This window comes from Frigidibacter sp. RF13 (genome assembly GCF_026626305.1).
Classification (GTDB): domain Bacteria; phylum Pseudomonadota; class Alphaproteobacteria; order Rhodobacterales; family Rhodobacteraceae; genus TMP-24.
In genome coordinates this window covers 80,317-104,258 of the sequence record NZ_JAPNUE010000001.1, presented here as the reverse complement: position 1 = coordinate 104,258, position 23,942 = coordinate 80,317, and the positions used below count along the sequence as shown (strand labels likewise).

Here is a 23,942-nt window from a genome sequence, read left to right as displayed (position 1 = left end):
CGCATGAACCTGCGCTGGCTCTTGCGTATGTCGCAATGGGCACGCAATCCGCCCTCGATGAGCCGCGTGATCCTCGGCGCGATTGTGATCGGCCTGTGCCTGCTGATCGCGGGGATCGAGTGGCTTGGCCTCTGGCCCGAGTGGCTGACCCTGCCCGCCCAGGGCAAACGCGGTTTCTGAATCGCAGAGGGACCCTCAGCCGAAGATCGCCGTGGCGTCCGCTTTCAGCTCCTCGACCAGATATTGCCGCATGAGCGCGATGCGCGGCACCTCGGCCAGATCGGGATGGCAGGCCACCCAGACCGGGACCTGAAGGTCAGGCAGCGCGCCCTCGACCGGTTCGAGCCGCGCATCATCGCGGCCAAGATAGTCGGGCAGGATCGCGATGCCGAGCCCAAGCGCCGCCATTTCCCTGAGCGTCAGAAAGCTGTCCGCCCCCGGCCCAACCGTCGCCGTACCCATTTCGCCCTCCAGCCAGCGCCCCGGCGCGGAACGGCTCAGCTGGCCCGCAAGACCTAGCCAACCGTCCGCGCCCCCGCCCTTGGCGCGATAGGCCGCGAAGCGCAGCTGACCAACCTCGGTTCCCACCAGATCGTCGGGCAGGATGCGGGCCGGACGGATGGTGATATCGGCATGAATACGCCCCAGGTCGAGATGGGCGTTCGAACTCACGAGCGTGACCAGAAGCTCGGGCGCGCGCCCGGCGATCCGCGCCACCACGGACGGCAGCACAATCTGACACAGGCTGTCGGTCGAGGTGACGCGCACATCGCCCGATACCGGCGCCCTGACGCCTGCGACCATCCGCTGCACCGCCTGGACCGAGCGGTCAACCTCGCGCATCGCCTCGATCAGTCGCAGACGGTCTGGGGCGAGCGCATAGCCCTTCGGCGTCTTTTCGAAGAGGGGCGCGCCCGCCTCCTCCTCATATTGCGCGATGCGTCTCAGCACGGTGGCATGATTGACGCCGAGTCGCCGCGCCGCCGCGCTCACCGTGCCGGTCTCGGCGACGGCGAGCACATATTTGATGTCGTCCCAGTCTTCGCGCGCCATGCCAGCTTTCACGTTCCCGTTACCCATCCCGTTGCCGACGCCGAACAAATCCGCCGATTTCGGCAAAACTGCGCCCAAGGCAGGGCCATCCCGGCGGATAAAGGCCCATTGTGCGGTTTTCAACAGATTACCCGCAAAAAACAGAAGTTCACAGCAAAAGAAGCACAGGTAAACTACCCGCAGGCGAGCTGCACCGTTGAAGGTGGCCCCAACCAGGGAGATACATATGAAGAAGATTGTTGCAGGAACTGCCATAGCCCTTTTGTCCATGGCAACCATCGGCCTGGCCGAAGAGGAAGGGCCGTTCGCCAATGAAATCGAGGCGCGCCAGGGCCTCATGGTATATCGCGCCATCAATATCGGCACTCTGGCCGCCATGGCCAAGGGCGAGGCCGAGTACGACGCTGCGAAGGCAGCCACCGCAGCCAACGCCCTTCTTGCATCGGCCAACCTTGATGTCTCGATGCTCTGGCCGCCCGGCTCGGATAATGCCGCGAACCCCGACTCGACCGCGTCGGCTGCGATCTGGGCAGACGGGTCCGATATCGGCGCCAAAGCCGGGGCTTTCAAGGCAGCAGCCGAGGCCATGGCCGCAGCTGCGGGCACCGATCTTGCGAGCCTGCAGGGCGCAATGGGCGATCTCGGCGGCTCCTGCGGCGGCTGCCACAAGGCCTTCAGGGTTCCCACGAACTAACTTCCCTCGTATGTCCTGAAAGGGCGGCAGCAACGAAATACCTGCCGCCCCTTTTTTACGGAACCGCATGAGACGCATCTTTCGCGCCACCCTTGTCTTCGCCCTGATCGCCGCTGCAGGCGGCTGGTGGCTGAGTGCGCCGAGCCGGTTGCCAGCATCGGCCCTCGACGGCATCAGCGGCAATGCCACGCGTGGCGAGAAGATCTTCTGGGCGGGCGGCTGCGCCTCCTGCCATGCCGACCCGGACGCCGAGGGCGATGACAAGCTGAAACTCGCCGGCGGCCAGCGCTTCCCCTCACCCTTCGGCACCTTCATCGCTCCGAACATCTCGCCCGATCCGGAAAACGGCGTCGGCGGCTGGAGCGCGCTTGATCTTGCCAATGCGATGACCCGCGGCACCTCGCCCGAGGGCGAGCATTATTATCCGGTCTTTCCCTATACGAGCTACATCAAGGCCAGCCTGCAGGATGTGGCCGACCTTCATGCCTTCCTGATGACCCTGCCACCCGTCGCGACCCCGAGCGCACCGCACGAAGTATCCTTCCCGTTCAACATCCGCCGCAGCCTTTTCGGCTGGAAATTCCTCTATCTGAAGAGCGACTGGGTGTTGGCGGGCGACCTGACGCCCGAGGAGGAGCGCGGGCGCTACCTGGTCGAGGCGCTCGGCCATTGCGGCGAATGCCACACGCCGCGCACCGCGCTTGGCGGCATGGACCGCGGCCGCTGGCTTTCAGGCGGGCCGGTTCCGGCCGGACAGGGGCGCTTCCCGAACATCACGCCGGCGAAACTGACCTGGAGCGCGGAAGAGATCGCAGAATATCTGAAATCAGGCTTCACTCCGGATTTCGACAGCGCCGGAGGACACATGGCGCTGGTGGTCGAGAATATGGCGCATCTGTCGCCCGAGGACCGCGCAGCGATCGCCGCCTATCTGCAGAAGGTGCCGCCGGTAGAGTGATCGCGTCGAGGGCTTGTGAGCGGCGTGCTGGCATGGCTAACCTCCGCGTCGGGAGGTAGCTCCATGATCCTCATTGGCCAGTATGATTCCCCCTTCGTCCGCCGCGTGGGGATTGCCCTCACGCTTTACGGCCTGCCCTTCCGGCAGGAACCCTGGTCGGTCTTCGGCGATGCCGACCGCATCCGCCCCATAAACCCCCTCACCCGGGTGCCGACCCTCGTTCTGGACGATGGCGAGGCGCTGATCGACAGCCATATGATCCTTGATCATCTCGATAGCCTCGTCGCGCCTGGCGCACGGCTCTTCCCGGTGGCGGAACCCGACCGGCGGCGAGCGCTGAAACGCGCGGCCCTTGCAACCGGCATCGGCGACAAGGCGGTTTCGCTTTTCTACGAACAAAGGCTGCACGAACGCGCGTCCGACGTCTGGGTCGCGCGCTGCCGCCGCCAGATCGGCGAGGGCTGGCAGGCGCTGGAAGCGCTTCTGCCCGACGCCGGAACGGGCCATGCCGAAATCGCCGCCGTCTGCGTCTGGCGGTTCGTCAGCGAGGCGCATCCTGGGCTGATCGATCCGGCTAACCTGCCCCGGCTTGCGGCTCTGTCGGCGCGGCTGGAAGCGACCGAAGCGTTCAAAGCCATCTATCAGCCCTTTATCGCACCCGCCTGAGCGCCTAGAAGGGACGCATGGATATTCTCGACAAGATCAAGGCTTACAAGCTTCAGGAAGTGGCCGACGCCAAGCGCGCGCGGCCCCTGTCGGAAGTTGAGGCAGCGGCGCGCGCGGCAGGGCCGGTGCGCGGCTTTCACGCGGCCCTTCTCGGCGCCGAACAGCTTGGCTATGGGCTCATCGCCGAAATCAAGAAGGCCTCGCCTTCGAAGGGCCTGATCCGCGCCGATTTCGATCCGCCCGCTCTCGCCCGCGCCTATGAGGCAGGCGGGGCGACCTGCCTGTCAGTCCTGACTGACAGCCCGTCCTTCCAGGGTGCGCCAGAATTCCTGACGGCCGCGCGCGCGGCCGTCTCGCTTCCGGCGCTACGCAAGGATTTCCTCTACGATCCCTATCAGGTCGCAGAGGCGCGGGCCTGGGGGGCGGATTGTATCCTGATCATCATGGCTTCCGTCTCAGACGGGTTGGCGGCAGAACTGGAAGATGCGGCACGCGGCTGGGGCATGGACGCGCTGCTCGAGGTGCATGACGAGGCCGAGATGGAGCGCGCGCTGCGTTTGAAATCGCAGCTCGTCGGCATAAACAACCGCAATCTCAAGACCTTCGAGATCACTCTTGAGACGACCCGCCGTCTGGCGCCGATGGTGCCAAAGGGCCATACGCTTGTCTGCGAAAGCGGCCTTTTCACCCCCGCTGACCTTGCCGACATGGCCGGTTGCGGCGCGCGGTCGTTCCTGATCGGCGAAAGTCTGATGCGGCAGGCCGACGTGACTGCGGCGACCCGCGCGATCCTTGCGGATCCGGTGGGGGCCTGACATGGCACTCACCCATTTCGACGGCGAGGGCCGCGCTCATATGGTTGATGTGGGCGACAAGCGGGTGACCGAGCGGATCGCGGTCGCAGTGGCCGAAGTGCATATGCGGGCCGAGACACTGGCGCTGGTGACCGCGGGCACCGCGAAGAAGGGCGATGTCCTGGGCGTCGCGCGGCTTGCGGGCATCATGGCGGCGAAACGCACCGCCGATCTGATCCCGCTCTGCCATCCGCTGCCGATCACCCGCGTCGCGGTTGACCTCGTGGCCGACGAAAACCTGCCCGGCGTCCGCATCGAGGCCACAGTGAAAACTGTCGGCCAGACCGGGGTTGAGATGGAGGCGCTGACCGCCGCCTCTGTCGCGGCGCTGACCGTTTACGACATGTTGAAGGCCGCTGAAAAATCCATGCGGATTGAGGGCTTGCGCGTCGTTCTTAAAGACGGCGGCAAGTCCGGCCGCTATGAGGCCGGGCAATGATCTCGGTCGCGGAAGCGCTCTCGCGCATCCTCGCACTCGCCGAACCGCTGGATGCGGAAACGGTGCCCCTTCGTGCTGCTGCCGGCCGGGTTCTGTCCGAGGCGGTCTCTGCGCGCCTCACCCAGCCGCCCTTCAACGCCTCCGCTATGGACGGCTATGCGATCCGCGAGGCCGATCATGTCACCGGGCGGCGCCTGAAAGTGATCGGCGAGGCGGGCGCCGGCCATGCATTTTCGGGCCGCGTGGGCCAAGGCGAAGCGGCGCGGATTTTCACCGGTGCGCCGGTGCCCGACGGCGCCGAACGGGTAGTCCTGCAGGAAGATGTCACGCGCGACGGCGACCAGATTACCCTTGGCGACCGCCTGGAACAATCTAACCATATCAGACCATTAGGTCAGGATTTCAGAACGGGCGACCGCATTTCAGCACCCCGCCGCCTGCGACCTGCCGACCTCGCGCTCATCGCCTCGATGAACGTCCCCGATCTTCGCGTCACCCGCCGCCCGGTCGTCGCGATCCTCTCTACCGGAGATGAGCTGGTCATGCCCGGCGAAGAGCCGAAGCCCGATCAGATCGTCGCCTCGAACACATTCGCCATCGCCGCCATGGCCGAGGCGCGGGGCGCAGAGGCGCGCATCCTGCCGATCGCGCGCGACACACACGCATCGCTTCGGCAGTCTTTCGCGCTCGCGACAGGCGCCGATGTCATCGTGACCATTGGCGGCGCCTCGGTCGGCGAGCATGACCATATCCAGGCGGTCGCCATCGAACTGGGGCTGCAACAGAACTTCTGGAAGATCGCCATGCGCCCGGGCAAGCCGGTCATGGCGGGGCGGATGAAGGACGCGGTGCTTCTGGGCCTGCCCGGAAACCCGGTCTCGGCCATCGTGACCGCGCAACTTTTCCTTCTGCCGCTTCTCGACCGGATGCAGGGGCTGGAGGCCGGACACGCGCCGTTGAAGGCCCGCCTCACCGCGCCGCTAGGTGAGAACGGACCGCGCGCCCATTACATGCGTGCGCGCTTGTCGGTGGGCGATGACCTGCCCGCGATTACGCCTATGGGCAATCAGGATTCGGCGCTCCTGACCATCCTTTCCGAAGCCGACGCACTTCTGATCCGCCCGCCGGGCGATCCCGTCCGGGGCACGGGCGATATCGTACCCTATCTACCGTTCTGAGCGCCGCCCTTTACCTGTCGTTGACACAAAAGGGGAACAGGCGTAGAACATGGGTCGAACCCTCGGGCAACGGCGAGAGGAAAAACAGGCACCATGCTGACCCGCAAGCAATTGGAACTTCTCGATTTCATCCAGAAGCGCATGGATCGGGACGGGGTTCCACCCTCGTTTGACGAGATGAAGGAAGCACTTGATCTGCGCTCGAAATCCGGCATCCATCGGCTGATCACCGCTCTGGAAGAACGCGGCTTCATCCGCCGCCTCGCCCACCGGGCACGCGCGATCGAGATTGTGAAACTACCCGAGGCGATGACCAAACCCGGCTTCAAGCCGCGGCTGATCAAGGGTGACAGGGTCGATCCGCCGAAGGGCGCAGCACCGGTGTCGACTGCTGGGGCAGTCGATCTGCCGGTCATGGGCCGGATCGCGGCCGGCGTGCCGATCGAGGCGATTTCGGAAGTCTCACACCATGTGGCGGTGCCGGGTTCGATGCTCTCGGCCAAGGCGAGCCATTATGCCCTTGAAGTGAAGGGCGATTCGATGATCGAGGCTGGGATCAATGACGGCGACGTCGTGGTGATCCGCGAACAGACGACGGCGGAGAATGGCGATATCGTCGTGGCGCTTGTCGAAGGGCATGAGGCGACGCTGAAGCGCTTCCGCCGCCGCGGCAACATGATCGCGCTCGAGGCGGCCAACCCGGCCTACGAGACGCGGGTCCTGCCCGAAGGCCATGTGAAGGTGCAGGGACGCCTCGTCGGCCTGATCCGCAGCTACTGACGGTAGCGCTCGTCGAAGCCTTTGGGGCACTCCTCGCGTGCGGCGGGGCCATGTATGCCGTCCAAACCGACGAGAAACGAAGTGCACGAGGAAGTGCCCGGACCGAAGCGCCGTGCCTCAGGCACGGACGTCGACGACCACCCTGCCCTGTACCTGGCCTTTCAGGATCGCCTCGCCGAGCGCGGGCAGATCGCCAAGTCCCGCCGGCTGGATCATCGCCTCGAGCTTTGCCATTGGCAGGTCGCTCGCGATCCGCTTCCAGGCTTCGACGCGGCGCGCGTAGGGCTGCATCACCGAATCGATCCCCAGAAGATTCACCCCGCGCAGGATGAACGGGATGACGGTCGCGGGCAGTCCCGAGCCGCCCGCCAGCCCCACTGATGCAACCGATGCGCCGTATTTCATCTGGCCGAGGAGGCGCGCCAGCATCGCACCGCCAACCGAATCCACCGCACCCGCCCAGGTCTCGCTTTCGAGCGGGCGTTTAATCGTCTCGGCCAGATCCGCACGCGGAACGATCCGCGACGCGCCCAGCGACCGCAGATAGGCCTCCGTCTCCGGCCGCCCAGTTACCGCCGCCACCTCATGGCCGAGATGGGCAAGGATCGCGGTCGCGACCGACCCCACACCCCCGGCCGCGCCGGTGACCAGAACCGGCCCCTGGCCGAGCGTCAGCCCATGCGCCTCGAGCGCCAGAACGGCAAGCATTGCCGTCAGCCCGGCGGTCCCCACCGCCATCGCCTGCCGCGTCGTCAATCCTTCGGGCAAGGGCACCAGCCAATCGGCCCTCACGCGCGCCTTCTCGGCATAGCCGCCCCACTGCACCTCGCCGACGCGCCATCCGGTCAAGACCACCCGGTCGCCCGGACGATAGCGGGGATCGGCGCTGTCCTCCACAACGCCGGCGAAATCGATACCCGGCACATGCGGCCAGGCGCGGACGAGCCCGCCGCCCGAACCGAGGCAGAGCCCGTCCTTGTAGTTCACGGTCGAATGATCGACCCGGACGGTGACATCGCCGTCCGGCAGATCGGCTTCCGCAATCTCGCGCACCGCCGCGCGTGTCTCGCCGCTGTCGAGTTTCTCGACCACCAGTGCCCTGAACATCTCGATCCTCCCTGTTCAAGGCGGCTTAGCGAAAGCGCTTACCCACGGTCAAGTCACGCACCGACACTTGCGCGCAGGGCCGCGACGCCGCTGGCCAGAGTGCCCACATCCGTGCCGATGGCAACGAAGGTCGCGCCGAGTGCCAGATAGCGCTCAGCCAGAGCGCGATCGAAGGTCAGGATGCCTGCGGCCTTGCCAGCGGCGACAATCTCGGTGATGGCCGCCTCGATCGCCGACAGGACCTCGGGCTGACCCGACACGCCGGGATAGCCCATGTCAGCCGCCAGATCGGCCGGGCCGATGAAGACGCCGTCCACGCCCTCTAGTTCCAGTATCCCAGGCAGGGCGGCAAGGCCCGCCCGGCTTTCGACCTGCAGAAGCAGGCAGATTTCCGCGTCGGCCGTCGCGACATAATCCCTGATCCGGCCAAAATCGGCCGCCCGACCGAAGGCCCCGACCCCGCGCCGCCCCTTCGGCGGATAGCGGACGGCGGAGACCATGCGCTGTGCCTCTTCCACGCTTTCGATCATCGGGATCAGCAGCGTCTGCGCGCCAATGTCGAGCAGCTGCTTGATCAGCCAGATCTCGCCGATGGGCGGGCGCACCACCGCGTTTGAACGATCCCCGATCGCCGTCAGGGCCGCGAGCGTGGTCCGCAGATCGTTCGGCGCATGTTCACCATCGACCACCAGCCAGTCGAATCCCGCCCCGGCGCACAGGCCCGCCACATAAGGATCGGCAAGCCCGAGCCAGAGGCCGATCTGCGGCCTTCCCGCAGCGAGCGCTTCCTTGAAACGGTTTTTCGGGGCGGGCATGGCATTCTCCTGCTGGACAGTCGCAGGATCACCAGTCCTCGGCAAGAAAGGCAAGGCGGTCGATGGCGGCCAGTTCGTCCGCCCCGAAGTCCAGTCGACTGAGCGCGCCGACAGAAAGCTCGATCTGCTCAGGGCGCGAGGCCCCGACAAGCGCCGATGTCACCTCCGGCCGTCGCAGGACCCAGGCAAGCGCCATCTGCGCAAGGGTCTGGCCGCGCGCCTCTGCTATCTGTGCAAGTGCCCGCAGCCGCTCGATGCCCGCTTCATTCTCCATCCCGGCCGCCAGACGACCGGTCGCCGACGCGCGGCTTGCCGTGAGATCGCCGGATAAATATCGGTCGCTCAGAAGGCCCTGCGACAGCGGCGAATAGCAGATCGTGCCAATGCCGTTCTGGGCAGCCGCGACGAAAAGCCCCTCCTTTTCCACCTGCTGATCGAGGATCGAATAGCGGGGCTGGAGAATGAGGCAGGGCGTTCCCTCTGACTGGAGCAGTTTGGCCCCGCGCACCGCCGCGGCAACGGGATAGTTCGAGAGACCGACATACAGCGCCTTGCCGGATTGCACGAGATGGGCGAGCGCGCCCATGGTTTCCTCCAAAGGCGTGTCGGGATCGAACCGGTGCGAATAAAAGATATCGACATAGTCGAGACCGAGGCGCGCTAGGCTCTGATCACAGCTCGCGATCAGGTGTTTGCGGCTGCCGAAGGAGCCATAGGGGCCGTCCCACATGTGATAGCCCGCCTTGGACGAGATCAAGATCTCGTCGCGATTCGTGCGGAAGTCGCGGCGCAAGACTTCACCGAAGTTTGCCTCTGCCGATCCGGGCGGTGGGCCGTAATTGTTGGCCAGGTCGAAATGGGTGATGCCCAGATCGAAGGCGCGGCGGCATCTTGCGCTTACGCTTTCATGGCTGGCGCTGCCGCCGAATCCCTGCCATAGGCCGAGCGAGATGGCAGGAAGCTGAAGGCCGGACCTTCCGCAGCGCCTGTAGATCATTCTCTCACCTCGCGATCCGCTCGCATGGTTAATCGTTTATAAAACCTCAGAAAGAAAACCCGCGCCGAGGCGCGGGCCTTGTCTCACTCGTCTGGCAGGCGCCGCACCGCGCCGGTCGCCGCCGATGTCGCGAAAAGCGCATAGGCCTTCAGTGCCTGGCTGACCTTGCGGGAGCGCGGCTTTTCCGGCTTCCAGCCCTTTGCGTCGCGCTCGGTGCGCCGCCGCGCAAGCTCGCCGTCCGCAACCGCCAGCGTGACGCTCCGCGCCGGGATGTCGATCTCGATCCGGTCGCCCTCTTCCACCAGCCCGATCAGGCCGCCCGAGGCCGCCTCGGGGCTGACATGGCCGATGGAAAGGCCCGATGTCCCGCCCGAGAAGCGACCGTCGGTGATCAAAGCGCAGGCTTTGCCGAGGCCTTTCGACTTCAGGTAGGAGGTGGGATAGAGCATCTCCTGCATGCCCGGCCCGCCCTTCGGGCCTTCGTAGCGGATCACCACCACGTCGCCCGCCTTGATGCGGTTCGACAGGATCGCCTCGACAGCGGCATTCTGGCTTTCGAAAACCCGCGCGGGACCGGAGAAGATCAGGATCGACTCGTCCACACCCGCCGTCTTCACGATGCAGCCCTCGGGCGCGAGGTTGCCGGAGAGGACGGCGAGCCCGCCATCCTTGGAAAACGGCGTCTTGGCCGAGCGGATCACGCCCTTCTCGCGGTCAAGATCCAGCGCGTCCCAGCGGCGCGACTGGCTGAAGGCAGTCTGCGTGGGCACGCCGCCCGGTGCGGCCATGAAGAAATGCCGGACCGAATCCTGGTTGGTGCGGGAAATGTCCCACTGGTCGATCGCGGCGCCGATCGAGCGAGCATGGACTGTCGGCACCTCGCGGTTCAGAAGCCCCGCCGCGTCGAGTTGGCCAAGGATCGCCATGATGCCCCCCGCGCGGTGGACGTCTTCCATGTGGACGTCCTGCTTGGCCGGTGCGACCTTGCAGAGGACCGGCACCTTGCGGCTGAGGCGGTCGATGTCCTCCATCGTGAAGTCGACGCCGCCCTCGCTGGCGGCGGCAAGGATGTGAAGTACCGTGTTCGTGGACCCGCCCATGGCGATATCGAGCGCCATCGCATTTTCGAAAGCCTGCTTCGTCGCGATATTGCGCGGCAAGACGGAGGCGTCCTCCTCTTCGTAATAGCGTTTGCAGACATCGACGATCAGGTGACCGGCTTCCACGAACAGCCGCTTGCGGTCGGCGTGAGTGGCGAGGGTCGAGCCGTTGCCGGGCAGCGACAGCCCCAGCGCCTCGGTCAGGCAGTTCATCGAGTTTGCCGTGAACATGCCCGAGCAGGATCCGCAGGTCGGGCAGGCGTTCTGCTCGATCTTAGCCACGTCCTCGTCGCTCACAGCATCATCGGCGGCCGCCACCATCGCATCGACGAGGTCGAGCGCCACTTCCTTGCCCTTCAGAACGACCTTGCCCGCCTCCATCGGCCCGCCCGAAACGAAAACGGCGGGAATGTTCAGCCGCATCGCGGCCATAAGCATGCCGGGGGTGATCTTGTCGCAGTTCGAAATGCAGACCATCGCGTCGGCGCAATGGGCGTTGACCATATATTCGACGCTGTCGGCGATCAGTTCGCGCGAGGGCAGCGAATAGAGCATCCCGTCATGGCCCATCGCGATGCCGTCATCTACGGCGATCGTGTTGAACTCCTTGGCGACGCCGCCCGCTGCCTCGACCTCGCGCGCTACAAGCTGGCCCAAGTCCTTCAGATGGACGTGGCCGGGGACGAACTGGGTGAAAGAGTTGACGATGGCGATGATCGGTTTGCCGAAGTCGCCGTCCTTCATGCCCGTGGCGCGCCAGAGACCCCGCGCGCCCGCCATGTTGCGGCCGTGGGTGGAGGTGCGGGAACGATAGGCGGGCATGGCATGACCTCGGGATGGATGACCGCCCCGAAATGGCACTCTGGCGACCGAAGGTCAAACCCTGTGCAGTAAGATTCTTGCCTCCGGCGGGGATTTTTGGGCCAGAATGAAAAGGAACCCCCCTTCATTCTGGTGCGAATACCCCGGGGGTGTGGGGGGGTGCGCTGCGACGAGCAAAGTCCCGGTGGGCCTTTGCCGGACGGGGTGAGCCCCCACGCGCCTCACGCCACGCGGCTCGGGAACCGGCTTTCGAACCAGCGGAACAAGAGCACGATCAGCCCGGTGATCGCCATATAGACGACGGCCAAGAGGAGCAGCGGTTCATAGACGATGAACGTGTCCTGACGGACGCGGCCTGCGACGGCGTAGATGTCGATCACGGTGATGGTTGCGACGAGCGGTGTGGCCTTCAGCTGCAACACCGTCTCGCCGCCCAGGGTCGGCAGAACCCGGTGCAGGGCCTGTGGCAACCAGATGCGGCGGAACATGGTGAAGCGCGGCATGCCCATGGCCTTGGCCGCCTCCAACTGCCCGTGCGGCACACCCTTGAAGGCGCCGCGCATAACCTCGCCCTCGTAGCCCGCGACGGAGAGCGACAGGGCCACCACCGCATAGGGCCAGGCCTGTCTCAGGATCGGCCAGAGGCTCGAATCCCGGATCCAGGGGATCGAAGGAAAGAAGGTGCCGATGCCGTAGTAAAGGAGCCAGAGCTGCAAGAGCAGCGGTGTGCCGCGGATGATGCTGCAGAAGATGCTGGCCGGGGCGGCGAGATACCAGGGGCCGACCGCCTGGGCGAGACCCAGGGGAATGGCGAGCGCCATCCCGATCACCATGGTGACGATCAGGATCCAGAACGTGTTCCAGATGCCGGTCCAGATCAGCGCCTGATATTTGGGAGTGCCAAGCCAGTCCCAGCGCAGCGCATAGGCAGACCAGATCGCCAGACCGAGCACGATGGCGATCATCACAAGGCGGCGCGGGATCATCAGTTCCTTCAGCATCGCTACCTCCCCATCGTCCGCTGCCCGCGCCGCGCCCAACGTTCGATCCGTGAAAAGATCAGCGTCGAGACGAGCGAGAGTATGAGGTAGAGCACGCCCGCCGCCATGAAGAAGGTAAAGAAGGCTTTTGTCGTGCCCGCCGCCTGCCGCGTGGCTTGCGTCAGCTCGGCAAAGCCCACGACTGCAAGAAGGGCGGTGTCCTTGGTGGCGACAAGCCAGAGGTTTGCGAGCCCGGGCACCGCCGCCGCCATCATCAGGGGCAGCGTTATGCGGCGTGCAAGAAGCAGGGGTGGCATGCCCATCGACCGCGCCGCCTCGATCTGGCCCGAGGGCACCGACAGGATCGCTCCGCGCAAGACTTCGGTCGCATAGGCGCCCTGCACGACGCCGAGAACCGCGATCCCGGCGGCGACGCCGGAAATCTGGATGCGGGAATAGCCAAAACTCAGCAGCATCTGGTTCACCGCATCGGTCACGGCGAAATATAGAATGAGGATGAGGACAAGTTCGGGCACCGCCCGGACCACCGTCGTGTAGATGGCCAGAAGATCCTTCAGGACCGGCCCGCCATAGAGCTTGCCGAAGGCCCCGCCCATCCCGATCAGGATACCAAGCCCGAAAGCTCCGACCGCGATCTGGACGGAATTCCACAGGCCAGCGAGCAGAGTCGCCCCCCAACCGGGGGGCGAATAGGCCAGAAGCGGCAGGGTGGAGGCGCCGAACGCCTCGAAACCAAGCATCAGTCGCCGTAGATCGAAGAGGCGAAGTAGTTCTTGGTGATGGCGTCGTAGGTGCCGTCGGCGATGATCGCGGCGATGCCCGCGTTGATCTTGCCCTTCAGTTCGTCCTCGCCCTTGCGGATGCCCGCACCGACGCCGAGGCCGAGAATCTCGGGATCGTCCGCGACGGCGCCTTTCGATTCACAGCAGGCCGCCCCGGCTTCGGTCGCGAGGAAAGCATCCATCGCGATCGAATCCGCCTGGATCGCGTCGATCCGGCCGGCGACCAGATCCTGGTTCGCCTCGTCCTGCGTGGCATAGACCTTCACCTCGGCAGCAGTCGGCGCGAAATACTTGGCGACATAGGCCTCATGCACGGTCGAGGCCTGGACCCCGATGACCTTGCCGGCAAGCCCCTCGGCGGTCGGCGCGATGTCCGATCCGTTCGAGGCGATCACTACGGTCGGCGTGTTGTAGTACTTGTCGGAAAAGTCGATGGTTTCCATCCGCTCGGCGGTGATCGACATCGATGCCATGATCGCGTCGATCTGACCCGAGGTGAGCGAGGGGATGATCCCGTCCCACGCGACAGGCGTGATCGCGCAGTCCATCTCGGCCGCCTTGCAGACGGCGTTGATGATGTCGACCTCCCAGCCGACCCAGTTGCCCGAAGCATCGGGCGAGGCGAAGGGCGGATAGGGTTCTGCGGCAATGCCGATCTTGACCGGGTCGGCGAAGGCGGCGGTTCCGAACAGAAGCGACGCGGCCAGGGCTGCAAGTTTGATCTTCATTCTCTTCCTCTCAGTTGGATGTGTATGCGCCGGGTTAGCCCACGGACCTTAGAAATTGCCTGAGACGCTCGGATTTTGGCGCCCCGAAGAGCTGTTCGGGCGGTCCTTCCTCTTCGACCAGCCCGTTGTAAAGATAGACGACATGGCTCGCGACTTCGCGGGCAAATTTCATCTCGTGGGTCACGAGGATCATCGTGCGGCCCTCTACGGCAAGGCCGCGGATCACGTTTAGGACCTCGCCGACCAGTTCCGGGTCGAGCGCCGAGGTGGGCTCGTCAAAGAGCATCGCCTGCGGCTCCATGCAGAGCGCGCGAGCGATGGCGGCCCGCTGCTGCTGGCCACCTGACATGAAGGCGGGATAGACTTCAGCCTTGTCCGACAGCCCGACCCGCGCGAGAAGGACTTTCGCACGATCGACCGCCTCGGCCTTCGGCACGCCCAACACATGGACCGGCACTTCGATCAGGTTTTCCATGACCGTCTTGTGGGTCCAGAGGTTGAAGCTTTGAAACACCATACCAAGGCTCTGGCGCAGCCGCTCGATCTGGCGCCGGTCGGCCGGGCTGCCATCGGCGCGCATCATCACCTTCTCGCCGCCGATATGAATCTCGCCCGCCGTCGGCGTTTCAAGGAAGTTCACGCAGCGCAGCATCGTGGACTTGCCCGAGCCGGAGCCACCGATCACCGCCACCACATCGCCCTTGCGCGCGGTCAGCGAGACGCCCTTCAGCACTTCGAGGTTGCCAAAAGTCTTGTGAAGATCAACGATACGGATCGTGTCGTTCAGGTCGCTGCCTGCGGCGCTTTCAATCGTCGAATTGGCGTCAACGGTCAAACCACCCTCCTCCGAAGCGGTAATCTCTTGCAAAGAAAACCACACTTCTGCAATTATGCAAGTGTATAATTCGGTGATCCAAATGGAATCGCGAAAAAAATTCCAACGCAAGGGCGAAGTTGCCCGCAGGGAGCAGCTGGTAGAGGCAGCGCTTGAGGCTATTGCCGAAGGCGGCTTCCCGAGCGCGACGGTGCGCGAGATCGCGTTGCGGGCCGGGGTCACGCAGGGCCTGATCAGGCATTATTTCTCTTCGAAAGAAGAGCTGACGCGCGAAGCCTATCGCAGCTTCATGACCGCGATGATCTCCCAGGGGCTCGACGCCATCCCCGCCGAAGAAAGCGATGCCGCCGCACGCCTTGCCTGTTTCATCGCGGCGACATTGCGCCCGCCCGTCATGACCGACCGGCAGGTCACGCTCTGGACCGCCTTCATCCACCGCACCCGCAGCCACCCCGACCTCGCAGAGATTCACAATGAAACCTATCTGGCCTTCCGCGGCACGGTTCAGGCGCTTCTACAGCAGATGCCGGACGTCGGCGGTCCGGAGAACGCGCGCATGCTTGCCATCGCGCTTAACGGGCTGATCGACGGGCTGTGGCTGGAAGGCGCCACGGAGGAAAATCACTTCGACCCGGAGGAAATCGTAGAGATCGCGCTGATGGCGGCGGGCCGGATTGTCCGCGCCGATCTCTTGCGCCATAAGCCGCCACCCACTGACGCTTCAAGATCTGACCGGAAAGACTCCGCATGAGATATGCCAAGATCACTGACCGCCTGAGCACCCTTGGCGGATCGAAATGGGCGCTGCACAGCCGCGCGCGCGCGCTGAAGGCTGCGGGCGAACCGATCCTCGAATTCACCATCGGTGAGCCTGACGTGCCCACGCCGCAGACGATGCGCGACGCAGCAACGGCGGCGATCGCGGCCGGCCGCACCGGTTACTCGAACGGGCGCGGCGAACCGGCGCTGCTGAAGGCCCTGTCCGAACGATACACGGCCCGGCTAGGACGGCGGGTCGGCGAGACTCAGTTCATCTGCCTGCCCGGCACCCAGACCGCGATCTTTGCCGCCCTGAAGGCGGTGGCCGATGAGGGCGACGAGGTGATCGTCGGCGATCCGATGTATGCCACCTACGAAGCCGTCGTGGCCGCGAGCGGCGCCAAGGTCGTGCCGGTGGCGCTGCGACCCGAGAAGGGCTTCCGCCTGCAGGCCGCAGATGTCGCGGCGGCGATCACGCCACGCACACGGGCGATCTTCCTCAACAGCCCGCACAACCCGACCGGCGCGATCCTGACCCGCGACGAGATCGTCGTCATCGGCGATTTGGCGAAGCAACATGACCTCTGGCTTATCTCCGACGAAGTCTACGAGGATCTGATCTTCCCGGGCGAGAGCTTCCTGTCGCCCTTCGCGCTGGAAGATCTTGCGCCCCGTACCATTGTCTGCACCTCGATCTCGAAATCGCATGCCGCGCCGGGCTTCCGCACCGGCTGGTGCCTTGGTTCGCCCGAGTTCGCCGCGCGCCTTCTGCCGCTTGCCGAGACCATGCTCTTCGGCAACCAGCCCTTCATCGCCGATATGACGGCGGCGGCACTCTCCGCTCCCTCGCCCGTCGCCGCCGGGATGGTCGAACGGTTCGCCAAACGCGCAAAGCTTTTCCATGCGGCGCTCGACGGCAAGGCGGGGCTCCGGGTCCATAAGCCGCAAGCAGGCATGTTCGTGGTGATCGACGTGCGCGCGACCGGCCTGACCGGGATCGAGTTCGCCACCGCGCTCCTCGATCAGCAGAAGGTCGCGGTAATGCCGGGCGAAAGCTTCGGCCAATCCTTCGGCGGCTGGCTGCGCGTTTCGCTCGGCCAGCCCGATGACATATGCGAGGAAGGCTGCCGTCGCATCCTCTCCTACGCTGAAACCCTGAGAAAGGCTGCCTGATGGCTTCTGTCGGCGAAGAATTGGTGCGCGGGCTGAAAGCGCGCGGGGTCGAGGTGGTGTTCGGCATTCCGGGCGTTCATACGATCGAGCTGTACCGGGGGCTCGCCGGGTCCGGTATCCGCCATGTGACCGCGCGCCATGAAGGCGGCGCGGCCTTCATGGCGGATGGATATGCGCGCGTTTCCGGCAAGCCCGGCGTCGCCTTCGTGATCACCGGCCCCGGCCTTCTGAACGCGCTGACGCCGATGGGCCAGTCGCGCGAGGATTCAGTGCCGGTCCTGATCATTTCGGGCGTCAACAATCGCGCGAGCCTTGGGCAAGGTCTTGGCTTCCTGCATGAAGTGCCGGACCAGGCGGGCATGGTGCGCCCGCTCTGCCCCACGTTCCAGATCACCGCGCCCGAGATGGTCGAGCGGGTATTGGCGCAGGCCTTCGCCGCGCTGACCGAAGGCCGCCCCGGCCCGGTCCATATCGAAGTTCCGACCGACGTCATGCCCCTGCCCTGCCCGCCCCTGCCCGCGACCGCGCCAGCGCCACTCGCCCGCGCGGCGGATGCGGGGCAGCTTGCCGAAGCGGCGGCGCTTCTGAACCGCGCCCGGCGCCCGGTTATCCTTGCGGGCGGCGGCGCCCGGCATGCGGGACCGGCGCTGCGCGCGCTGGCCGAGCGGCTGGACGCGCCGGTGATCCAGACGACGAATGCGCGCGGGCTGCTCTGGCAGCATTCCCTGAGCCTCGCCGCCTCACCCAGCCTGAAATCGGTGCGCGCGCTGCTGGCCGACGCCGATCAGGTTCTGGCCGTCGGCACCGAGCTCGGCCGCACCGACTACGACATGTATGGCACCGAGGGCATGCCGGACCTCGCCGCCATGATCCGCATCGACCTTTGCACGGCACAGCTTGCCCGCCACCCGGCGCGGCTGACCCTTCAGGCGGAGGCAGGCAAAGCGATGGAGGCGCTGCTGCCGCTGCTGGATCAGAAACCCACGGGGGCTGCCGAGCGCGTCGCCGCGACAATGAAGGCCGCGCGGGCGGAACTCGCCAGCCTGTCGCCCGGTTTTGCCCGTTACCTGCCGTTCGTCGAGGCGATGCGCGATGCGGTGCCCGGCGCGATTATTGTGGGTGACAGCACCCAGCCGGTCTATGCGGCGAACATCACCTATGACCACGACCGGCCTGGCGGCTGGTTCAATGCCGCGACCGGTTTCGGTGCACTCGGCTTCGGCCCGGGCGCCGCTGTCGGCGCAGCACTCGCCGCGCCCGGCGTGCCGGTCATCTGCCTTGTGGGCGACGGCGGCCTGCAGTTCAGTCCGGGCGAGCTGAGAACCGCGGTCGACGAGAAGCTTCCGATCACGTTCCTTGTCTGGAACAGCGCCTCCTATCAGGAAATCGCCGATGCGATGGAGGCGGTTCAGGCCGAGGTGATCGGCTGCCATCCATCGCCGCTGCGGATGGAGCCGTTTTCCGCGGCCTGCGACCTGCCGTTCCAGTCGGTCCCGCTCGACATCACCGCCCTGAAAGCCGCACTTGCGTCGCCCGCCGCAGGCCCCCGCATGATCGAGGTCCGCGCCCGCCCGCTCTGAGGCCCGCCGCCCGGGACAGGCCGAAGTCTTTCAAAGATTTCGGGCCGGATTTCGTGACGAAATCCGGCGCTCAACCTATTCGCGGCCTTCTTTATTCGCGGAAGGCCCGGTTGAAGTAATCGGTGAAGGGCTTCATCAGATAGGACAGCGGCGATCGTTCCCCTGTCTGGATATAGACCTCGACCGGCATACCGGGCAGCAAGGGTTTGTCGGGCAGCACCGCGCCCTCGTCGGCACGCAGTTCGGCCGTATAGTGTTGCGCGCCGGTCCGTTCATCGACCGTCACGTCGGGTGACAGCCTCAGGACCGTCGCCGCCACCTCGGGCGTCGTCCGCGTATCGAAGGCCGAGAACCGCAAGGCGGCCGCCTGCCCGATATGGACGCTGTCGATATGATAGATGTCTATATGGGCCAGAACCGTGAGGTCGGCATCCTTCGGGATCACGAACAGCACCGGATCGGCGGGCCGGATCACCGAGCCGATCGTATGGATACGCAGGTCATGGACGATGCCCGCCATCGGCGCGCGCAGTTCCAGCCGTCTCAGCTTTGTCTCGACCGCATTCAACTGCTCCTGCACGCCTGCCGCCCGGGCCTCGACCTCTCGCAGTTCGCCCACCGCCTTTTCGCGCCGTTCGGCACGAAGCTGCAGCTGTTCGACGTCCAGCTGCGCAATCCGGCCGAGGTTGCGCGCCACCATCGCCTCCGCCTCGCCGAGCGAGCCCTGCAACCGTGCCGCCTCGCGGCGGAGCGCGGTGACTCGCACCGCCTCGACCAGACCCTTCTTGAACAGGTCCTCGACATCAGAGAGCTCCGATGCATTCAGCTCGATCTGGGCGCGCAGCGACGCCTCCTGCGCCTTGAGGCCGTCGATCTCATTCTCGACCTGCAGTTTCTGCTCGCCGTAGGACTTGCCCGTCTCTTCCAGTGTCGTAAGTCGTGCGGAAAATAGCGTGCTCTGGCCCGCGCGCACCTCTTCCACCGCCTCGGCCGAACCAAGTGCATCCAGCCCGTCGGGAAAGGCGATTTCCGGCAGATCGTCGCGTTCGGCCTTCAGCCGCGCCGCCTGGGCGCGCAGTTCCAGAAGCTGCCCGGCGTAGATCGCGCGCTGCGACAGAAGCTCTGCATCATCGAGGACCAGAAGAACCTGACCCTGCTCGACGAGATCGCCGTCGGCGACCAGAAGCCTGTCCACCACCCCGCCATCGGGATGCTGGACCACCTGCCTGCGGCTTTCGACCGCAACCTGACCGGTCGCGACCACGGCCCCGGACAGCGAGGCGCGTGCGCCCCAGACAAAGATCCCGAGAAACAGCACAACGCAGGTGAGAAGGCCGAGAAGGACCGGCCTGCGAATATTCCAGGTCATGACAGCGCCCCCGCGCCCGGCACCGGCCGCGGCCCCTGCACGATCTGGCCATGGTTCGCCACGATCTTGCGCAGGACCTCGTCGCGGGGGCCGAAGGCAACCTGCTGGCCGTTTCTGAGCATCAGGAGGAAATCGCATTCGGCAATCGCGGCGGGACGGTGGGCCATGATGATCACCACGCCGCCCGCCTGTTTCTGGGCGCGGATCGCGAGGTTCAGCGCCTCGGAGCCCGATGCATCGAGGTTGGAGTTCGGCTCATCAAGGATCAGGACCTGGGGCGAGCGGTAGAGCGCGCGGGCGAGCCCGATCCGCTGGCGCTGGCCGCCTGACAGGCGAGCCCCCGCCGCGCCGACCGGCGTGTCATAGCCCTGCGGCAGGTCAAGGATCATCTGATGGGCGCCCGCCGCCTGCGCGGCCTTCACGCAGGCTTCTGCGTCCGGCGTGGCCGACAGCCGGGAGATATTTTCCGCCACCGTCCCGTCGAAAAGCGCGACATCCTGCGGAAGATAGCCGAAATAGGCGCCGCGCGCCTCTTCGTCATATTGGTCGAGCCGTGCGCCACCCAACCGGATCTCGCCCGCTGCCGGTGGCCAGATGCCTGCGAGCGCACGGGCAAGCGTCGACTTGCCCGCGGCGCTTTCACCCACGACGCCAAGCGCCTGACCCGGTTCCAGCGCGAAGCTGATCCGCGCCAGCGTGGGCTTCGCCGCCCCCGGCGGCACCATCGCCAGATCACGCACCTGGAGCTGCGCCGCGGGCCGCGGCAGCGCGGTCAAGGCGGGCGCGGCGCCCACCTGCGCCAGAAGAACCGACAGCGACCGGTATCCCTGCGCGGCGCGCGCCACATTCGACCAGCCGCCCACCAGCTGCTCTATCGGCGCGAGCGCCCGCCCCATCAGGATCGAGGCGGCGATCATGCCACCCGCCGTCATCTTGCCCTGGATCACCAGCCAGGCGGCGAGCGCCAGCATCGCCGATTGCAGGAAAAGTCGGAAGGTCTTCACCACCGTGCCAAAACCGCCGTTCAGGTCAGCAAGTCCAAGCTCTCGCGAAAGCGCCACATCGCGTTCCCGCCGCCACCGGCCGATCGCTGCATCGACCATAGAGAGGCCACGCACCGTCTCCGGCTGGGCGCGGATCTGTTCGGCGATGCGGGTCGAGGCGCTCGCGGTGCGCGCCGCCTCGGATGCGGGGGCCCGGCTCATGCGCTGATTGAGGATCATCAGCACGACCAGAACCACTCCGCCCGCCAGCGCCAGTGCGCCGAGCCACGAATGGAAGACGAAGATCGACAGGGCGAAGAGCGGCGCGAACGGCAGATCGAGGAAGGAATAAGCAAGCGGCGAGCCGAGGAAGCGGCGCAGGGCCTCCAGATCGGACAAAGCTGTCGCCCCCTCTTTCGCCAATGCGGGTGGCGCGAGCATCGAGGCACGGAAGGCGGAGGCGTCGAGATCGCTCTGGATCTGCGCCCCGATCCGTGCACCAACCCGCGCCCGTACCCCGTCGAGGACCGCCATCGCGACATACATGAAACCGAGAACGAGGAAGAGCGCGATCAGCGTCGGTTCCGACCGGCTGGGCAGCACCCGGTCATAGACCTGCAGCATGAAGAGCGGCCCGGTCAGCATCAGGAGGTTGACGAAGAAACTGAAGAGCGTGACCGCAAGGATCGCGCCCCGGTGCCTACCGATCGCTGCCCTGAGCGGGTTGGTTGCCGTCATTCTCCCGACTCGCTCCTCATCCAGGGTCGCCGCCATTCTATCCAGCCCTGCATTACAAAGCTTCACCGGTAGTTGCAGAGCTTCGGCATAGATCCTCGCACAGGACTATGTCAAATTGCGGTCTCGGACAAACGCAGAAAGCAGCGGAAATCTGTCCGAAGGCGGGCGGTCCGGCGCGATGGAGTTGCCCAACAATCGGCGCATTCTTGGAACATATCTGCAGGCCTCGACACAGATCAGACATGTGGCGTTGCCACCTTTTGCATCGGCAGCTCCCTCTCTTGACGGACGATGAGGAAACTGGTCGATATGGCGCAAGTTTAAATCAGCTTATCGGATACTACCGGAACGAACTGACAAGACCGATCGGCGATCACTAGTAGCGAGGGAACTCCATTGAGCGGCATAGGGCACTCATACAGGCTTGTAGGTCGAACCGCAGACGATCGGATCAATGGCCTCCTATCTGGATTTGCCTGGTCCGACGCGACAATATTCTACTCGTTCCCCATCTACGACGAATATGGCTATGGTGAGGAAGCTTGGACCTTTTCGCCAGTCACCTGGTCGGTTCAGCAGGCGGCGCAATTCGCACTCGATGCGGGCTATGGCGTCGCTGCAAACGACGGGTTTTCAGTGGAAGGCTTTACAGGCGTCAACATCGCTCAAACCTTTGCCACAAATGCACATCTGCGCCTCGGCTATTCGAGCGACCCGAGCACCGCTTGGGCTTATTACCCTGGGTCCTACAGCCAGGCAGGCGATATCTGGCTTGGGCCGGACCCGGAACTGCAGACACCGACGGCGGGGAACTGGGGTTGGGCAACCATCCTGCACGAGAGCGGCCATGCCCTTGGCCTCAAGCATCCGCACGATTATGAGGATTTTTCGGGCACATTCTTCCCTCAGATGCCCTACGAATACGACGCGATGGAATTCACCATCATGAGCTATAAATCGTTCGTCGGCGACATCGGCAGCGGTTACGCCAACGAACAGTTCGGTTTCGCCCAGACTTACATGATGCTCGACATCGCCGCACTTCAGCAGATGTATGGCGCGGATTACTCGACCAATGGCGGCAATACGACCTACAAATGGACTCCCGGCAGCGGCGTCACATGGGTCGACGGCGGCATTGCCATCGCGCCGGGCGACAACCGGGTCTTCGCGACGGTCTGGGACGGTGGCGGGATCGACACGTACGATCTGTCGGCCTATTCGAACAGTATCCAGATCTCGCTGAAGCCCGGGGCAAGCTCGCTCTTTTCCTGGACGCAACGGGCCTATCTGGGGTCGGGTCAGTATGCGACCGGCAACATCTACAATGCGCTGCTATTCCAGGGGAACCAGCAGTCGCTGATCGAGAATGCCATTGGCGGCAGCGGCAATGACATGATCGACGGCAACGGTGTCGGCAATTACCTTGTCGGTGGCGCGGGCGGCGACACCCTGTCCGGCTTTTTCGGCGACGACACGCTGGAAGGTGGCGCGGGCGCCGATGCCCTGTACGGCGGCGCGGACCGGGACACAGCAAGCTACGCCCAGTCGAGCGGCTCGGTCACCGCAAGCCTGATCTATGCTGCGGTGAATGCGGGCGAAGCTGCCGGTGATAGCTATTCCAGCATCGAAGATCTGATCGGCTCGGTCTATGCTGACGAGCTTTACGGCGACGGGAATGCAAATATCCTCAGGGGCAATGTCGGCTGGGATCTGATCTTCGGCTATGGCGGCGATGACACGATCATGGGCGGCAAAGGCTATGATACGCTTGTCGGCGGCGGCGGTGCGGATGAAATGGACGGCGGGCTGGGATTTGATACGGCCTCCTACGCGACAGCAAGCGTGGGCGTCGATGCGGACCTGAGTGTCGGCGCCGGAAGCTCTGGCGAAGCAAATGGCGACAGATACATCTCTATCGAGGCCCTGATCGGCAGCCTGCATGGCGACACCCTGACCGGTGACGGCGGTGACAATGGCCTCTATGCCAACTGGGGCGATGATCTTGTCAGCGGCATGAACGGCAACGACACGATCCAAGGCGGCCGCGGCAGCGATACCCTGAGTGGCGGCATCGGAAACGATACGCTGCGCGGCGGCCTTGACGCCGACACGCTTACCGGCGGGTCGGGCTTCGATGCGTTCGTCTTCAAGGACGCGCTGGATGTGGACGACATAGACCTCATCACCGATTTCAACGTGGGTGAGGATGTCATTCACCTCGGCCATCTTGTCATGAGCGCGGTCCAAGCCGTGTCGGGGCCGCTCGGCGGCGGGCTGGGCCTGCTCGACAGCGCCTATTTCCACGCCAGCAGCACCGGTCAGGCGACAACCGCGACCGAGGTGATCCTCTATAACACGACCACCGGCGCGCTCACCTATGATGCGGACGGAAGTGGCGGGAACATGGGCATCCAATTCGCGACCCTGACCGCGGGCCTCAGCCTCACCGCGAGCGATTTTATCGTCGTCTGAAACAATCCGTCGCCAAGATGGTCGGATGCGCCAGCGTCCGTTTTCTAACATTATCT

Annotated in this window: 23 protein-coding genes; 12 read left to right on the top strand and 11 right to left on the bottom strand. The window is 65.0% G+C overall.

Annotated features, from left to right (window positions below):
• Positions 1 to 3 precede the first annotated feature (3 nt).
• Positions 4 to 180 (top strand): hypothetical protein, encoded by a 177-nt coding sequence (locus tag OU426_RS00500; protein ID WP_267631872.1) that lies wholly within the window; start codon positions 4 to 6, stop codon positions 178 to 180.
• A gap of 15 nt (positions 181 to 195) precedes the next feature.
• Here the strand turns inward: OU426_RS00500 and OU426_RS00495 are convergent, their stop codons facing one another.
• Positions 196 to 1,053 (bottom strand): LysR family transcriptional regulator, encoded by an 858-nt coding sequence (locus OU426_RS00495; protein ID WP_267631870.1) that lies wholly within the window; start codon positions 1,051 to 1,053, stop codon positions 196 to 198.
• A 226-nt stretch (positions 1,054 to 1,279) separates the two neighbouring features.
• Here OU426_RS00495 and OU426_RS00490 point away from each other — a divergent pair, with 226 nt between their 5' ends.
• From OU426_RS00490 to lexA, 7 genes are all read left to right on the top strand, one after another.
• Positions 1,280 to 1,747: a c-type cytochrome gene (locus tag OU426_RS00490; RefSeq protein ID WP_267631868.1), complete on the top strand. Its 468-nt coding sequence runs from the start codon at positions 1,280 to 1,282 to the stop codon at positions 1,745 to 1,747.
• A 67-nt stretch (positions 1,748 to 1,814) separates the two neighbouring features.
• A complete protein-coding gene (locus tag OU426_RS00485) occupies positions 1,815 to 2,705 on the top strand; it encodes a c-type cytochrome (RefSeq protein ID WP_267631867.1) in 891 nt (296 codons plus the stop codon).
• Positions 2,706 to 2,768: 63 nt separating this feature from the next.
• A complete protein-coding gene (locus tag OU426_RS00480; RefSeq protein ID WP_267631865.1) occupies positions 2,769 to 3,371 on the top strand; it encodes a glutathione S-transferase family protein in 603 nt (200 codons plus the stop codon).
• 17 nt (positions 3,372 to 3,388) lie between these two features.
• Positions 3,389 to 4,186, top strand: coding sequence for an indole-3-glycerol phosphate synthase TrpC (trpC, locus tag OU426_RS00475; protein ID WP_267631864.1), 798 nt, complete (start codon positions 3,389 to 3,391; stop codon positions 4,184 to 4,186).
• A gap of 1 nt (position 4,187) precedes the next feature.
• Positions 4,188 to 4,664: a cyclic pyranopterin monophosphate synthase MoaC gene (moaC, locus tag OU426_RS00470; protein ID WP_267631863.1), complete on the top strand. Its 477-nt coding sequence runs from the start codon at positions 4,188 to 4,190 to the stop codon at positions 4,662 to 4,664.
• Entirely contained in the window at positions 4,661 to 5,842 is a 1,182-nt protein-coding gene (locus tag OU426_RS00465; protein ID WP_267631862.1) for a molybdopterin molybdotransferase MoeA, read from the top strand. Before moaC ends, OU426_RS00465 begins: the two co-directional genes overlap by 4 nt.
• A gap of 93 nt (positions 5,843 to 5,935) precedes the next feature.
• Positions 5,936 to 6,622: a transcriptional repressor LexA gene (lexA, locus tag OU426_RS00460; RefSeq protein WP_267631861.1), complete on the top strand. Its 687-nt coding sequence runs from the start codon at positions 5,936 to 5,938 to the stop codon at positions 6,620 to 6,622.
• Positions 6,623 to 6,739: 117 nt separating this feature from the next.
• Here lexA and OU426_RS00455 read toward each other — a convergent pair whose 3' ends face one another.
• From OU426_RS00455 to OU426_RS00420, 8 genes are all read right to left on the bottom strand, one after another.
• Entirely contained in the window at positions 6,740 to 7,729 is a 990-nt protein-coding gene (locus OU426_RS00455; protein WP_267631860.1) for an MDR family oxidoreductase, read from the bottom strand.
• A 53-nt stretch (positions 7,730 to 7,782) separates the two neighbouring features.
• Positions 7,783 to 8,544, bottom strand: coding sequence for an aldolase/citrate lyase family protein (locus OU426_RS00450; RefSeq protein ID WP_267631859.1), 762 nt, complete (start codon positions 8,542 to 8,544; stop codon positions 7,783 to 7,785).
• Positions 8,545 to 8,572: 28 nt separating this feature from the next.
• Positions 8,573 to 9,541: an aldo/keto reductase gene (locus OU426_RS00445; protein ID WP_267631858.1), complete on the bottom strand. Its 969-nt coding sequence runs from the start codon at positions 9,539 to 9,541 to the stop codon at positions 8,573 to 8,575.
• 83 nt (positions 9,542 to 9,624) lie between these two features.
• Positions 9,625 to 11,463: a dihydroxy-acid dehydratase gene (gene ilvD, locus OU426_RS00440; protein WP_267631857.1), complete on the bottom strand. Its 1,839-nt coding sequence runs from the start codon at positions 11,461 to 11,463 to the stop codon at positions 9,625 to 9,627.
• 221 nt (positions 11,464 to 11,684) lie between these two features.
• Complete coding sequence (locus OU426_RS00435; protein WP_267631856.1) at positions 11,685 to 12,464, bottom strand: ABC transporter permease; 780 nt, start codon at positions 12,462 to 12,464, stop codon at positions 11,685 to 11,687.
• A 2-nt stretch (positions 12,465 to 12,466) separates the two neighbouring features.
• A complete protein-coding gene (locus tag OU426_RS00430) occupies positions 12,467 to 13,204 on the bottom strand; it encodes an ABC transporter permease (RefSeq protein ID WP_267631855.1) in 738 nt (245 codons plus the stop codon).
• The gene (locus OU426_RS00425) at positions 13,204 to 13,974 is read right to left on the bottom strand and encodes a transporter substrate-binding domain-containing protein (protein ID WP_267631854.1); all 771 of its coding nucleotides are present in this window, start codon (positions 13,972 to 13,974) and stop codon (positions 13,204 to 13,206) included. Before OU426_RS00425 ends, OU426_RS00430 begins: the two co-directional genes overlap by 1 nt.
• Positions 13,975 to 14,008: 34 nt before the next feature.
• Positions 14,009 to 14,809 carry an ABC transporter ATP-binding protein gene (locus OU426_RS00420; protein ID WP_324289786.1) on the bottom strand — a complete coding sequence of 267 codons (801 nt, stop codon included), beginning with the start codon at positions 14,807 to 14,809 and terminating at the stop codon, positions 14,009 to 14,011.
• 82 nt (positions 14,810 to 14,891) lie between these two features.
• Between OU426_RS00420 and OU426_RS00415 the strand changes: the two genes are divergently transcribed.
• Genes OU426_RS00415 through OU426_RS00405 form a run of 3 tightly spaced genes read left to right on the top strand, consistent with a single transcriptional unit; the run spans position 14,892 to position 18,321 of the window.
• Positions 14,892 to 15,560: a TetR/AcrR family transcriptional regulator gene (locus OU426_RS00415; RefSeq protein ID WP_267631853.1), complete on the top strand. Its 669-nt coding sequence runs from the start codon at positions 14,892 to 14,894 to the stop codon at positions 15,558 to 15,560.
• On the top strand, positions 15,557 to 16,741 hold the full coding sequence (locus OU426_RS00410; protein WP_267631852.1) for a pyridoxal phosphate-dependent aminotransferase: 1,185 nt from the start codon (positions 15,557 to 15,559) through the stop codon (positions 16,739 to 16,741). The genes OU426_RS00415 and OU426_RS00410 overlap by 4 nt, the downstream gene beginning before the upstream one ends.
• Positions 16,741 to 18,321 carry a 5-guanidino-2-oxopentanoate decarboxylase gene (locus tag OU426_RS00405; RefSeq protein ID WP_267631851.1) on the top strand — a complete coding sequence of 527 codons (1,581 nt, stop codon included), beginning with the start codon at positions 16,741 to 16,743 and terminating at the stop codon, positions 18,319 to 18,321. Before OU426_RS00410 ends, OU426_RS00405 begins: the two co-directional genes overlap by 1 nt.
• 91 nt (positions 18,322 to 18,412) lie before the next feature.
• Here OU426_RS00405 and OU426_RS00400 read toward each other — a convergent pair whose 3' ends face one another.
• Both OU426_RS00400 and OU426_RS00395 read right to left on the bottom strand, forming a co-directional pair.
• The gene (locus tag OU426_RS00400; RefSeq protein ID WP_267631850.1) at positions 18,413 to 19,690 is read right to left on the bottom strand and encodes an HlyD family type I secretion periplasmic adaptor subunit; all 1,278 of its coding nucleotides are present in this window, start codon (positions 19,688 to 19,690) and stop codon (positions 18,413 to 18,415) included.
• Positions 19,687 to 21,411 (bottom strand): type I secretion system permease/ATPase, encoded by a 1,725-nt coding sequence (locus OU426_RS00395; RefSeq protein ID WP_267631849.1) that lies wholly within the window; start codon positions 21,409 to 21,411, stop codon positions 19,687 to 19,689. Before OU426_RS00395 ends, OU426_RS00400 begins: the two co-directional genes overlap by 4 nt.
• Before the next feature lie 396 nt (positions 21,412 to 21,807).
• Here OU426_RS00395 and OU426_RS00390 point away from each other — a divergent pair, with 396 nt between their 5' ends.
• The gene (locus tag OU426_RS00390; RefSeq protein ID WP_267631848.1) at positions 21,808 to 23,886 is read left to right on the top strand and encodes a M10 family metallopeptidase; all 2,079 of its coding nucleotides are present in this window, start codon (positions 21,808 to 21,810) and stop codon (positions 23,884 to 23,886) included.
• Positions 23,887 to 23,942 lie beyond the last annotated feature (56 nt).